Source organism: Gryllotalpicola protaetiae, from assembly GCF_003627055.1.
GTDB lineage: Bacteria > Actinomycetota > Actinomycetes > Actinomycetales > Microbacteriaceae > Gryllotalpicola > Gryllotalpicola protaetiae.
Map to the genome: position 1 here is coordinate 3,619,686 of NZ_CP032624.1, position 12,136 is coordinate 3,631,821.

Sequence of the window (12,136 nt, forward strand, 5' to 3'; positions counted from 1 at the left end):
AGCCCGGCGCCCAGCCGATCATGCTCCGCAGCTCAGAGAACGGCGTGCAGGCCGGCGGGTCGTTCTACGACCAGATCGGCGGCGCCCCGACCTTCGCGAAGCTCGTGCACGCGTTCTACCAGGGCGTGGCCGGCGACGAGGTGCTGAAGCCGATGTACCCGGAGGAGGATCTCGGCCCGGCCGAGGAGCGCCTGCGCATGTTCCTCGAGCAGTACTGGGGCGGCCCCGGCACCTACTCTGAGCAGCGCGGCCACCCGCGTCTGCGGTTGCGGCACGCGCCCTTCGCGGTGAATCCGGAGGCGCGCGACCGCTGGCTCACGCACATGCGAGCGGCCGTCGACTCTCTCGAGCTGCCGCCGTTGCAGGACGCGACACTCTGGGGCTACTTGGAGCGTGCCGCGCACGCGATGGTGAATACTTTCGAGGCGTGACACCTGACAGGGCAACGGCGCCCGCAGCACCCGAAACCACCGATGCCATCGTCGTCGGCCACGGCCTCGCCGGGCTCGTCGCCGCCTGCGAGCTGCTCGACGCGGGCAAGCGCGTCACGATCGTCGACCAGGAGCCGGCCGTCGCGCTCGGCGGCCAGGCGTTCTGGTCGTTCGGCGGCCTCTTCCTCGTCGACACGCCGGAGCAACGCCGCCTCGGCGTGCACGACTCGCTCGAGCTCGCCAGGCAGGACTGGTACGGCACGGCAGGATTCGATCGCGACAGTGACGAGTGGGGCAGGCGCTGGGCGGACGCCTACCTCGAGTTCGCCGCCGGAGAGAAGCGCTCCTGGCTGCGCTCGAAGGGCATCAGGATCTTCCCGCTCGTCGGCTGGGCCGAGCGCGGCGGCTGGTCGGCAGGCGGCCATGGCAACTCCGTGCCGCGCTTCCATATCACCTGGGGCACCGGGCCCGGCGTGGTGCAGCCGTTCGCCGATCGGGTGAAGACGGCGGCCGCCGCGGGGCGGGTGGTGTTCCGCCACCGGCACCGGGTGGACGAGCTCGTCGTCGCAGGGGGCACCGTCACCGGCATCCGCGGTGCCGTGCTCGCCGATGACCCGATCGAACGAGGCCAGTCGTCGAACCGCGATGTCGTCGGCGGCTTCGAGCTGCACGCCGGAGCCGTGATCCTCGCCACGGGCGGCATCGGCGGCAACCACGAGCTGGTGCGGAAGGCGTGGCCGGAGCGCCTCGGCACTCCCCCTGCCCACATGATCTCGGGGGTGCCCGCGCACGTCGACGGCCGCATGCTCGGCATCGCCGAGAGCGCCGGAGCGCGGCTCGTCAACACCGACCGCATGTGGCACTACACGGAGGGCATCGAGAACTGGGATCCGATCTGGCCGATGCACGGCATCCGCATCCTGCCCGGGCCGTCGTCGCTGTGGTTCGACGCGACCGGCAAGCGGCTGCCTGCACCGAACTTCCCCGGCTACGACACACTCGCGACGCTCGAGCACATTCAGAAGACGGGCTATGACCACACCTGGTTCGTGCTGACGCAGAAGATCATCGAGAAGGAGTTCGCGCTCTCGGGCAGCGAGCAGAACCCCGACCTCACCGGCAAGGACTGGGGCAAGGTGCTGAAACGCGTGACGCCGGGGGCGCCCGCGCCGGTCGAGGCGTTCAAGCAGCACGGCACGGACTTCGTCGTGGCCGACACTCTGAGCGAGCTGCTCGCCGGCATGCTGGCGAAGACGGATGCCCCGCTCGACACCGCCCTGATCGAGCGGCAGTTGCGCGAACGCGACCTCGAGCTCGCGAACCCGTTCAGCAAGGACCCGCAGATCGCGGGGATCCACGAGGCCCGGCGGTATCGCGGCGACCGCCTCGGGCGGGTGGCCCCACCGCACCGGATCCTCGACCCCACGGCGGGGCCGCTGATCGCCGTGAAGCTGCACATCCTGACGCGGAAGAGCCTCGGCGGGATCCAGACCGATCTTTCGGCGCGTGTGCTCGGCTCCGACGGCGCGCCGCTGCCGGGCCTGTACGCGGCCGGCGAGGTCGCCGGCTTCGGCGGCGGCGGGGTGCACGGCTACCGCGCGCTTGAGGGGACTTTCCTCGGCGGGTGCCTGTTCAGCGGCCGCGTGGCCGGCCGGGCCGCGGCCGCTACCCTCTGAGCGACCACGCGGCGCGCTTCACGAGCACGTGCCCGCGGCGCATGGAGAGCCTCGTCCAGGGGCCGGTCTCGAACACGGCGACCTCTTCGTCGTCGTCGCCGAGGAAGCCGAGAGAGTCCGCGGCGAAAGCGACACCCGCGGCGACATCGCCGAGCTCGTCGATGGCGGCGCCCCACACCGAGCCGCGCACGCGCCACACCAGCTGCTCGCCGGTGCCCTCTGGGATCGCACGGGCGACCTCGTCGATGCCCTCCGCTGCGACGCGCTTCAGCAGTGCGGCATCCGTCGCCCCCACGCGCTGCCAGCCGCCCCTGGGCGGTGAGATGCCCGCCCACGTGACTGTCGACACCTCGAGCGGCAGACGGATCTCACCCGGGTCGGCTCGGGCGAGCCGGTCGAGCAGCGACCGCGTGGGCACGACCGCGTCGAAGTCGGCATCCGGCGAGGTGCGGAACGTGCGCAGGCCGAGCACCGTCGGCGTCTGGTCGAGCAGGCCGTGCGGATAGAGAACCGCGGTGTACGCGGCGAGCACCCCGCTGGCCGCGACGACGCGCACCGACCCGTCCTCGACGCGCCCGGCGCGCCCCAGATAGGTCTGCAGATCGGAGACGGCGAGGGGGTCGTCGAGCGAGAAAGTCGGACTCATGAGCATGAATAGACTACGAGACATGGATCCGGTCTCCGCGATGCTTCACGCCCTCGATCTGGAGGACCCGGGAGCACGGACCACCGAGGACATCTTCACGGGTCCGAGCCAGTGGATGCCGCACGGCCGCGTCTTCGGCGGTCAGGTGCTCGCCCAGTCCATCGTCGCGGCGGCGCGCACGCTGCCGGATGAGCGGCTCATCCACTCGCTTCACGGCTACTTCCTGCGGCCGGGCGACGTGAACCTCGACGTCACGCTGGGTGTCGACCGCATCCACGACGGCCGCTCGTTCTCCACCCGCCGCGTGCAGACGTTCCAGGGCGGCGTGCCGATCATGTCGCTGATCGCCTCGTTCCAGGTCGAGCAGGACGGCGTCGACCATCAATTCGACATGCCACACGGCATACCCGACCCCGAGTCGCTTCCGCCGGTCAGCGAGTACCTCGCCGGCATCCAGCACCCGGCCGCCCAGTTCTGGACCGCGGCGCGCCCGTTCGACATCCGGTACATCGATGCCCCCGTCTACCTGCCGATGGAGGACACCGGTGAGCGGGTCGCGCACCAGGCCGTGTGGCTGAAGGCGAAGGCGACGCTGCCCGACGACCCGGTACTCCACCGGGCCGCCATGGCGTATGCGAGCGACTACACGATCCTCGAGCCGGTGCTGCGCCGTCACGGCGCAGCGTGGGCGACCCCGGGGCTCAAGATGGCGAGCCTCGACCACGCCATGTGGTGGCATCGGCCCGCCCGGGCGGACGAGTGGCTGCTCTACGTCGAGGACTCCCCCAGCGCGCAAGGCGGTCGGGGGCTCGCGCACGCGCGCATCTACCGGCAGGACGGCGCGCTCGCCGCCACGGTCGCGCAGGAGGGCATGCTGCGCATTCCCGGCGGCGAGACAGCCGCCTGATAGCGGCATCCGATTGAATCGACTCGTGACTCGAATCACCCGACGCACCGCACTGGCCACTGCCGGAGCAGGAGTCGTCTCGCTCGGCCTGGCCGCGTGCTCCCCGACCAACGGGCAGGCACCGGGCGACAACGGCTCAGGTGATGGTGTGAAAGCGACGAAGGATGCCTCAGGCAAGACCTCGGTGGCTGCGTCGTCGATTCCCGTCGGGGGCTCGATCATCGTGCAGACCGGGTCGCAGTCGGACCCGGCGATCGCGCTCGCGCAGCCGAGCTCGGGGAAGTTCGTCGCTCACACGGCGGTGTGCACACACCAGGGCTGCATCGTCGCCGCCGCCGGGGCGGAGCTGCACTGCCCGTGCCACGGCTCGAAGTTCGATGCGTTCACCGGCAAGGCCATTCACGGCCCGGCATCACTGCCGCTCGACGAGGTCGCCGTGACGGTGAGCGGCTCGAGCGTCGAGTTCGACGCGTAACGCCTGCCGCGGAAGCCTCCGTTTCCCGGTCCCGAACGCGTCGAGGCGGCGTCACGTGGCGACGACCTGTGGTTCAGGTCCTGCTGGAGCCCCGGCGGAACTGCAGCGCCTCACCGATATACGGCTGCCAGGCGGCGCGCTCGGCATCCGCGATCCGCCGCGGGCGGCCCGTTTCCGCGTCGACGAGCACCAGCGTCGTCGCGGCGCGGGCGTAGAGCGTGCGCTGCCTGGCCGTGACCGGCGAGTAGATCTCGTAGTACATGTCGAGGCTCGCGCCGCCGATGTGCCCGATCCAGAGCTGGATGTCGAGCGGCGACCGCAGGAACGGGATCTGCGCGAGGTATTCGATCTCCTGATGCGCGAGCACCGTCAGCGTGCCCTCGCCCGGCTTGGACCTGAGGATCGCGGTGTCTGCGAACGGCCCCGGGTCGAGATGGCCCTCCTCGTCGGGGTCGCCCGCCCAGAACGCTTGCACGCGCGCATCCTCGAAGAAGCGCAGCATCGCGACATTGTTGACGTGGCCATACGCGTCGAGATCGCTGAAGCGCATGACCGTGGGGACATGAATGCGACGGGATGCCACGGCCGACTCGTCTGCCATCAGTCGCGCGTCAGCTTGCGGTAGGTGCTGCGGTGCGGCTTCGCGGCGTCAGCGCCGAGGCGCTGCACCTTGTTCTCCTCGTAGGCCTCGAAATTGCCCTCGAACCAGTACCAGTTCGACGGATTCTCCTCTGTGCCCTCGTAGGCGAGGATGTGCGTCGCGATGCGGTCGAGGAACCACCGGTCGTGGGTGATGACGACGGCGCAGCCCGGGAACTCGAGCAGCGCGTTCTCGAGGCTCGACAGCGTCTCGACGTCGAGGTCGTTGGTCGGCTCGTCGAGGAGCAGCAGGTTGCCGCCCTCCTTCAGCGTGAGCGCGAGATTCAGGCGGTTGCGCTCACCGCCGGAGAGCACGCCGGCCTTCTTCTGCTGGTCGGGGCCCTTGAAGCCGAACGTCGAGACGTAGGCACGGCTCGGCACCTCGGTCTTGCCGACCTGGATGTAGTCGAGGCCGTCCGAGACGACCTCCCACAGGGTCTTGTTGGGGTCGATGTTCGCGCGGCTCTGGTCGACATAGGAGATCTTCACCGTGTCGCCGATCTTGAGCTTGCCGCCGTCGAGCTCCTCGAAGCCGACGATGGTCTTGAACAGCGTGGTCTTGCCGACGCCGTTCGGGCCGATGACGCCCACGATGCCGTTGCGGGGCAGCGTGAAGCTCAGGCCGTCGACGAGCACACGGTCGCCGAACCCCTTCTTGAGGTCGTTGGCTTCGATGACGATGTCGCCAAGTCGCGGGCCCGCCGGGATCTGGATCTCCTCGAAGTCGAGCTTCCTCGTGCGCTCCGCCTCTGCGGCCATCTCCTCGTAGCGCGCGAGTCGGGCCTTGGACTTGGCCTGACGGCCCTTGGCGTTGCTGCGCACCCACTCGAGCTCCTCGCCGAGGCGCTTTGCGAGCTTGGCGTCCTTCTTGCCCTGCACCTCGAGTCGCTGGGCCTTCTTCTCGAGGTAGGTCGAGTAGTTGCCCTCGTACGGGTAGAGGCGGCCGCGATCGACTTCGCAGATCCACCCGGCGACGTGGTCGAGGAAGTACCGGTCGTGGGTCACGGCGAGGACGGCGCCGGGATAGCTCGCGAGGTGCTGCTCGAGCCAGAGCACGCTCTCGGCGTCGAGGTGGTTGGTGGGCTCGTCGAGCAGCAGCAGGTCGGGCTTCTCGAGCAGCAGCTTGCACAGCGCGACGCGGCGCTTCTCACCCCCCGAGAGGACGCGCACGATCGCATCGGACGGCGGGCAGCGCAGCGCGTCCATCGCCTGCTCGAGCTGCGAGTCGAGGTCCCACGCGTCGGCGGCGTCGATCTCCTCCTGCAGGGTGCCCATCTCGGCGAGCAGTGCGTCGAAATCGGCGTCGGGGTCGGCCATCGCCGCGGAGATCTCGTTGAAGCGGTCGACCTTGGCCTTGATCGGGCCGACGCCCTGCTGCACGTTCTCAAGAACGGTCTTGTCTTCGTCGAGCTCGGGCTCCTGCATCAGGATGCCGACGGAGTAGCCGGGGGTGAGGCGCGCCTCGCCGTTGCTGGGCTGGTCGCGCCCGGCCATGATCTTGAGGATCGTCGACTTACCGGCGCCGTTCGGGCCGACCACGCCGATCTTCGCTCCGGGCAGGAACGACATCGTCACGTCGTCGAGGATCACCTTGTCACCCACGGCCTTGCGGGCGCGGACCATGGAATAGATGTAGTCGGCCATGCAACCAGTCTATTTAGCGCGCGGCAGACGCCATGACGGCGGCGAGGCCGCGGTATCGAAAAACCGCGATCGGATCTCAGCCGACGGCGGGAATGCCGCCGATGAGGCAGCCTCCGCTGCCGAGCGCGGGCGCCACCGTCGACTGATAGCCGTCGACCGCCGTGCCCCACTGCCCGACAAGGCACGAGTCGCCGATCTTGACACCGACCATGATCGATCCCGGCTGCAGGTTCGCCGAGGTCGTGCTCGCCGTCACCTGTGTGGCCGCCGGGGGGAAGCCCGCCGACTTGAGTGCGGCCGCGACGGTGTTCCCGTCGGCCTGTGCGTTGCCGGCGAGCACGCCGCGGATCGCAGTGTCGAAGGCGGTGCGGTTCTGCTCGGCGGTGCCGTTCGCGTCGAACGAGGTCGAACCGCCACCAGGAGCCGCGGTCGCGCTCGGGGCTTCGGTCCATGCGGTCTGGGTCGGGCTCGGCGCATGCGCCTGCGGGCCGGCGCCCGTGCACCCGGCCAGCGCGAGCGCTGCGGCGGCCAGAGCGACCACCGGCATCGTTCGACCGACCCGCACGAGCTCCCCTCACCGGCCCGCCGGTCGGCGAACCTCGGTCGAGTCTAGGGGGCACGGCCTCTCAGGCCCCGGAGGGGACGCTATGCGTCCTCCAGGATCTCGCCGGTCTGCTCGTCGGCCGCGACGAACCCGAAAGCAGCCGGCTCGCCCGCATCAGCGCTCGATGCCGACGCGATCGACGTTGCCGGATTCGCCCACACCTCACCCTCGCCGGACGGCTCGGGAACGAATCCGGACCGGTCGCCTCGATCGAAAGCGGGCGGCTGCTCGTCGTCGACGGCCGGAGCCCCGTCGTCCGCCCCGCCGCTCGACTTGCCGTTGTTGCGCACGAATCCGCTGGCCTTGCCCCACCGGAAGTCGTGGCCGACGCCTTCGGCCTCGATCTCGACGTCGAGGCCGGCCTTCCCGCCGGCACTCCACTCGGTGACCTTCAGCCGGCCCGTCACGATGACGGGGTCGCCCTTGCCGATGCTCGCGAACACGTTCGTCGCGAGCACACGGAACGTGCTCACGCTGTACCAGCTCGTCGGCCCGGTCTCCCACTGGCCTGTGGTGCGGTTGTAGCGGCGGTCGTTCGAGGCGAGCCGGAAGCTCGAGATGGCGAGTGGACCCGCCATGACGAACTTGGGCTGGGTCGCGACGAAGCCGCGGACGGTGATGGTCGAGCTCATTGTGGAACCTCCCTGGTCGGCGCCGAGGCGGCGCGGTCTCACGAGTGTCGTGCGAGCAGGCATCCGCACGCATGACACAGCCCCCGGATCGGGGACGAATCCGCGAATCCGGGGGCTGTGCTGGGGAAGACCGGCGCATATTCGCACCGCGATGCGCGGCAGCGCCGCGCTCATAGAAGCAGCGCGACTATGCGGCGCGGACGTATTCCCCGAACGCCTTGCGCACCTTGTTCACCTTGGGCAGCGCGACCGCGAGGCAGTAGCCCTGGCCGGGGTTCTTGGCGAAGAAGTCCTGGTGGTACTCCTCAGCGCGGTAGAACTCGCCGAGCGGCTCGAGCGTGGTGACGACGCCCCCGCCCCAGATATCGTCGGCGCGCGCGATGGCCGCCTCGAACACGGCCTTCTGCTCGTCGTCGGAGTAGAACATCGCCGAGCGGTACTGCGTGCCGATGTCGGCACCCTGCCGGTTCAGCTGGCGTGGGTCGTGGAGCGTGAAGAACGCGTCGAGGATGATGTCGGCCGGGATCACGGTCTCGTCGAAGGTGACGGCGACCGCCTCGGCGTGGTTCGTGGTGCCGGTGCACACGAGCTCGTAGCTCGGGTTCGCGACCGTGCCGCCGGTGTAGCCGCTGACGACGTCGCTCACGCCGTTGAGCGTGCGGTACACCGCGTCGAGACACCAGAAGCAACCGCCTGCGAGGACGAAGGTCTGCATTGTGGACCCCTTTCGTGAAGTCATGTCCATGGTGTCAAACCACGGCGCGCCGCGGTTAGTTCCCGAACACGAGCGGCGCTCGTCGTACCCTCGCGGCATGCAGCTGTGGAACGACTTCGTGAGCTGGTTCACCAACCCCGGCAACCGCTCCCTCATCTTCGCCATCGCGGTGCTGTTCGTCGGCATCGTGGTCTCCGGCCTCATCGCCGCCTGGATCGCCCGCGGCACCGTGCGCGGCGTGCTCGCGCGCACCGAGCGGCAGCAGAAGGCGTCGGCTATCGCCGCGCTGGTGGATGCCGCGACCGAGGCGTCCGTGTGGAATTCGCTCACCCCCGGCGAGCAGGTGCTGAGCGATCGAGCCGTCGGCCAGGCGGACATCCAGGTGCGCCTGCTGCCGATCAAGGGCGCCGGAATCGCCGCCAACTGGGCCAGCCACCAGCTCGCCGAGATGAAGCGCAACTCGGCCACCTTCGGCTACCAGCTCGACCCGGTCGTCGCCGAGTTCCGCGATCGCCTGATCGAGTGGCAGAGGAAGCCGGGCCGCGCCAAGCGCATCTTCGCGGGCGATCTCGAGCGCTGGCGGTTCGAGGCTGGCACGTCGACGGGCCAGCTCGACGCTCAGCAGGACCAGTGGGTCGCGCAGCAGCATCACGAGAAGTACGCTGCGCCCGCACCACTCCCGGCGCCGACGGCTGCCGCCCCCGTGTCCAACCCCGCGGTCGAGTTGCCGACGGAGGCGATGGCTCAGCTTCCGAGCGCTCCTGCGTATCTGCACCACGACGAGCAGGCGCCCGAGCGCTACACGGCCTAGTTCCGCCGTGTCTGCGGGCCCGTCTGCCAGACTTGCTGCATGACTGACGGGGCGGTATGACCGGCGAGCCGAGCGACGCGCGCGCTCTCGGCGTCGCAGCGGGCGCCTACGCGCAGGGCTTCACCCGTGTGGCCGCGGTGACCTTCCCTCTCGTGATCGCCGACCCGGCCGCCAACGCCGGGCGTCTGCTCGAGCAGGCCACGATCTGCCACGAGAAGTCGGTGGCCGTCGCGGTGTTCACCGAGCTGTGCCTGACGGGCTACGCCCACGACGACCTCGTTCTGCAGGACGCGGTGCTCGACGGGGTCGACGCGGCGCTGACGCGCATCGTCGAAGCATCCGCCGGGCTCATGCCCGTGCTCGTGGTCGGTGCGCCGCTGCGCCACGGCAACCGCCTCTTCAACTGCGCGGTGGTGATCCACCGCGGTCGCGTGCTCGGCGTCGCGCCGAAGTCCTATCTTCCGAACTACCGCGAGTTCTACGAGCGCCGCTGGTACGCGCCCGGCGACGATCAGCGTGGTGGCACGATCGAGGTCGCCGGCCAGAGCGCGCCGTTCGGGCCGGAGCTGCTGTTCGCGGCATCCGACGTGCCCGGCCTCGTCATGCACGCCGAGGTCTGCGAAGACATGTGGGTGCCTGTTCCGCCGAGCGCCGAGGCCGCGCTCGCCGGCGCGACGGTGTTGCTGAACCTGTCGGGCAGCCCGATCACCGTCGGCCGTGCCGACGACCGCCAGCTGCTCGCGAGGTCGGCCTCGGCCCGCTGCCTCGCGGTCTACGTATATGCCGCTGCGGGCATGGGCGAGTCGAGCAACGATCTCTCCTGGGACGGCGAGACGCTCATCTACGAGACCGGTCGGCTGCTCGCGGCGACCGACCGTTTCCCCGACGGCCCTCGCATCGCCGTCGCCGACGTCGATGTCGAGACCCTGAGGCAGGAGCGGCTGCGCCAGGGCACCTTCGACGACAACCGCCGTTCGCTCGACGAGCGCATCGCCGAGTTCCGCACCGTCGAATTCGCCCTCGACCCGCCGACCGGCGACATCGGCTTCGAGCGGGCGGTCGACCGCTACCCGTTCGTGCCGGACGACCCAGCCAGGCTCGCGCAGGACTGCTATGAGGCCTACAACATCCAGGTCTCCGGCCTCGAGCAGCGCATGACCGCGATCGGCGGCCCGAAGCTCGTGATCGGCGTCTCCGGCGGCCTCGACTCGACCCACGCCCTGCTCGTGTGCGCGCAGGCGCTCGACCGGCTCGGCCGGCCGCGCAGCGACATCATCGCGATCACCATGCCCGGGTTCGCGACGTCCGACGAGACGAAGGGGAACGCCTACGCCCTGGCCACCGCGCTCGGCGTGACCTTCGAAGAGCTCGACATCAAGCCGACCGCCGAGGAGATGTTCCGCCGCATCGGGCACCCGTACGCCGATGGCGAGCCCGTCTACGACGTCACCTTCGAGAACGTGCAGGCCGGGCTGCGCACCGACTACCTCTTCCGCATCGCGAACCAGCGCGGCGGCATCGTGGTCGGCACCGGCGACCTCTCCGAGTTCGCTCTCGGCTGGGCGACCTACGGCGTCGGCGACCAGATGTCGCACTACGCCGTGAACTCCGGCGTGCCGAAGACGCTGATGCAGCATCTGATCAGATGGGTGAGCGGCTCCGGCCAGTTCTCGGGCGAGGTCTCCGAGGTGCTCGAGCGCGTGCTCGCGACCGAGATCACGCCCGAGCTCGTGCCGGTCGGCGCCGACGGCGTGGCCCAGTCGACCGAGAAGACCATCGGCCCCTACGCGCTCCACGACTTCGCCCTGTTCCACGTGCTGCGCTACGGCTTGCGGCCCAGCAAGATCGCGTGGCTGGCGAACAGGGCGTGGGCGGATGCCTCCGCCGGAACCTGGCCGGCCGGCTTCCCCGACGACGCGAAGGTCGCCTACTCCGCTGACGAGATCGTGACGTGGCTCGAGGTGTTCCTGAAGCGGTTCTTCGGCTTCGCGCAGTTCAAGCGCACCGCGGTGCCCAATGGGCCGAAGGTGGCCGCCGGCGGATCGCTCTCGCCGCGCGGCGATTGGCGTGCGCCGTCGGATTCCTCGTCGACGGCCTGGCTCGACGAGCTCAGGTCCGCGTTCCCCGCGTCCTAGTGGTGATGCTCGTGCCGGCCGAGCTCGGTGACCGGTGTCGCACCGGGCCGTGTCCACTGCGGCGCGGGTCGGCTCGTGTCCCAGGTGGGCTCGCCTGAGGCATCCTGTCGCCAGTACCAGCACGGCCGCTGTCCCTCCGGCCAGCCATCCGGGTTGTCCTGCCAGGCCTCGCCGCGGCCGTACGGCGTCATGTCGAGCAATGCGAACGACCCGGAAGCGGCCTCGGTGCCGCGCCCGGTGATGTCGTAGGTCAGGAACACGCGGTCGCCATCGCGCAGGTAGCAGGTGAAGTGGCCCATGGGGCCGCCGATCGGCCAGTCCAGACCGCGCACCGAGTACCAGGGCTGCGTGTAGCCCATGAACGCGAGGTACGGCAGCACCTCGTCCCACGGGCCTTCGGTGAGAATCGCGAACGCGACGCCGCGGGCGTTCAGATACACCGCGTCCCTGAGGTGCCACGCACTGACGGTGCACCCCTCGCACTGCCCCTGGATCGGCGCGCCGTCGTGCCACATGTGCTTGTACGCGATGAGCTCGTCACGCCCCTCGAACAGCTCGATGAACGGCACGGGACCGCCGGGGCCGACGACTTCTGTGCCCCCGTCGATCTCGACCATCGGCATGCGCCTGCGCGCAGCCGCGATCGCGTCGCCCTCGTGGGTGTGCGCCTTCTCGCGTACGAGCAGCTCGTCGCGCGCGGCCTGCCAGGTGCTCAGATCGACCACCGCGGGCTTGCCCGTCGGGGTGCTTCTCTGGTTCTCCATGATCGTCATGATGCTCCTCTCACCGAGGGGTCGAAACGGACCGGCGAGAATCGACAC

General features: G+C 69.7%; 13 protein-coding genes. 6 read left to right on the forward strand and 7 right to left on the reverse strand.

Annotated features, from left to right (window positions below; genetic code table 11):
* Positions 1–20: 20 nt before the first annotated feature.
* Positions 21–431 carry a globin gene (locus D7I44_RS17645; RefSeq protein WP_120791053.1) on the forward strand — a complete coding sequence of 137 codons (411 nt, stop codon included), beginning with the start codon at positions 21–23 and terminating at the stop codon, positions 429–431.
* Positions 428–2,107, forward strand: a complete 1,680-nt coding sequence (locus tag D7I44_RS17650) for an FAD-binding dehydrogenase (protein WP_120790682.1) — start codon at positions 428–430, stop codon at positions 2,105–2,107. Before D7I44_RS17645 ends, D7I44_RS17650 begins: the two co-directional genes overlap by 4 nt.
* Here D7I44_RS17650 and D7I44_RS17655 read toward each other — a convergent pair.
* Positions 2,097–2,753, reverse strand: coding sequence for a DUF8185 domain-containing protein (locus D7I44_RS17655; RefSeq protein ID WP_120790683.1), 657 nt, complete (start codon positions 2,751–2,753; stop codon positions 2,097–2,099). The genes D7I44_RS17650 and D7I44_RS17655 overlap by 11 nt on opposite strands.
* A gap of 22 nt (positions 2,754–2,775) precedes the next feature.
* On the opposite strand from D7I44_RS17655, the gene D7I44_RS17660 reads away from it, so the two are divergent.
* Positions 2,776–3,660 (forward strand): acyl-CoA thioesterase, encoded by an 885-nt coding sequence (locus tag D7I44_RS17660; RefSeq protein WP_245979807.1) that lies wholly within the window; start codon positions 2,776–2,778, stop codon positions 3,658–3,660.
* Between the two features lie 25 nt (positions 3,661–3,685).
* Positions 3,686–4,135 (forward strand): QcrA and Rieske domain-containing protein, encoded by a 450-nt coding sequence (locus D7I44_RS17665; RefSeq protein ID WP_220093797.1) that lies wholly within the window; start codon positions 3,686–3,688, stop codon positions 4,133–4,135.
* A 73-nt stretch (positions 4,136–4,208) separates the two neighbouring features.
* Here the strand turns inward: D7I44_RS17665 and D7I44_RS17670 are convergent, their stop codons facing one another.
* The 5 genes from D7I44_RS17670 to msrA all read right to left on the reverse strand — a co-directional run bounded on the left by D7I44_RS17670 (position 4,209) and on the right by msrA (position 8,369).
* Positions 4,209–4,736: an acyl-CoA thioesterase gene (locus D7I44_RS17670; protein WP_245979809.1), complete on the reverse strand. Its 528-nt coding sequence runs from the start codon at positions 4,734–4,736 to the stop codon at positions 4,209–4,211.
* Entirely contained in the window at positions 4,736–6,418 is a 1,683-nt protein-coding gene (gene ettA, locus D7I44_RS17675) for an energy-dependent translational throttle protein EttA (protein WP_120790685.1), read from the reverse strand. The genes D7I44_RS17670 and ettA overlap by 1 nt, the downstream gene beginning before the upstream one ends.
* A gap of 76 nt (positions 6,419–6,494) precedes the next feature.
* Entirely contained in the window at positions 6,495–6,983 is a 489-nt protein-coding gene (locus D7I44_RS17680) for a DUF6993 domain-containing protein (protein WP_162940353.1), read from the reverse strand.
* 80 nt (positions 6,984–7,063) lie between these two features.
* Positions 7,064–7,654, reverse strand: coding sequence for a single-stranded DNA-binding protein (locus D7I44_RS17685; RefSeq protein WP_162940354.1), 591 nt, complete (start codon positions 7,652–7,654; stop codon positions 7,064–7,066).
* Between the two features lie 187 nt (positions 7,655–7,841).
* On the reverse strand, positions 7,842–8,369 hold the full coding sequence (gene msrA / locus D7I44_RS17690) for a peptide-methionine (S)-S-oxide reductase MsrA (RefSeq protein ID WP_120790688.1): 528 nt from the start codon (positions 8,367–8,369) through the stop codon (positions 7,842–7,844).
* A 97-nt stretch (positions 8,370–8,466) separates the two neighbouring features.
* On the opposite strand from msrA, the gene D7I44_RS17695 reads away from it, so the two are divergent.
* Positions 8,467–9,180: a hypothetical protein gene (locus D7I44_RS17695; protein ID WP_245979812.1), complete on the forward strand. Its 714-nt coding sequence runs from the start codon at positions 8,467–8,469 to the stop codon at positions 9,178–9,180.
* A 56-nt stretch (positions 9,181–9,236) separates the two neighbouring features.
* The gene (locus D7I44_RS17700; protein ID WP_120790689.1) at positions 9,237–11,315 is read left to right on the forward strand and encodes an NAD(+) synthase; all 2,079 of its coding nucleotides are present in this window, start codon (positions 9,237–9,239) and stop codon (positions 11,313–11,315) included.
* On the opposite strand, the gene D7I44_RS17705 is transcribed toward D7I44_RS17700, so the two are convergent.
* The gene (locus D7I44_RS17705; RefSeq protein WP_245979815.1) at positions 11,312–12,079 is read right to left on the reverse strand and encodes a DUF899 family protein; all 768 of its coding nucleotides are present in this window, start codon (positions 12,077–12,079) and stop codon (positions 11,312–11,314) included. The genes D7I44_RS17700 and D7I44_RS17705 overlap by 4 nt on opposite strands.
* Positions 12,080–12,136: the final 57 nt, after the last annotated feature.

What these genes read in the sequence shown, in the direction of transcription:
- D7I44_RS17685 (WP_162940354.1), bottom strand. Translation starts at nt 7,654, where the DNA reads ATGAGCTCGACCATCACCGTCCGCGGCTTCGTCGCGACCCAGCCCAAG.
- D7I44_RS17700 (WP_120790689.1), top strand. Translation starts at nt 9,237, where the DNA reads ATGACCGGCGAGCCGAGCGACGCGCGCGCTCTCGGCGTCGCAGCGGGC.
- D7I44_RS17705 (WP_245979815.1), bottom strand. Translation starts at nt 12,079, where the DNA reads ATGGAGAACCAGAGAAGCACCCCGACGGGCAAGCCCGCGGTGGTCGAT.
- D7I44_RS17645 (WP_120791053.1), top strand. Translation starts at nt 21, where the DNA reads ATGCTCCGCAGCTCAGAGAACGGCGTGCAGGCCGGCGGGTCGTTCTAC.
- ettA (WP_120790685.1), bottom strand. Translation starts at nt 6,418, where the DNA reads ATGGCCGACTACATCTATTCCATGGTCCGCGCCCGCAAGGCCGTGGGT.
- msrA (WP_120790688.1), bottom strand. Translation starts at nt 8,369, where the DNA reads ATGCAGACCTTCGTCCTCGCAGGCGGTTGCTTCTGGTGTCTCGACGCG.
- D7I44_RS17655 (WP_120790683.1), bottom strand. Translation starts at nt 2,753, where the DNA reads ATGAGTCCGACTTTCTCGCTCGACGACCCCCTCGCCGTCTCCGATCTG.
- D7I44_RS17695 (WP_245979812.1), top strand. Translation starts at nt 8,467, where the DNA reads ATGCAGCTGTGGAACGACTTCGTGAGCTGGTTCACCAACCCCGGCAAC.
- D7I44_RS17670 (WP_245979809.1), bottom strand. Translation starts at nt 4,736, where the DNA reads ATGGCAGACGAGTCGGCCGTGGCATCCCGTCGCATTCATGTCCCCACG.
- D7I44_RS17660 (WP_245979807.1), top strand. Translation starts at nt 2,776, where the DNA reads ATGGATCCGGTCTCCGCGATGCTTCACGCCCTCGATCTGGAGGACCCG.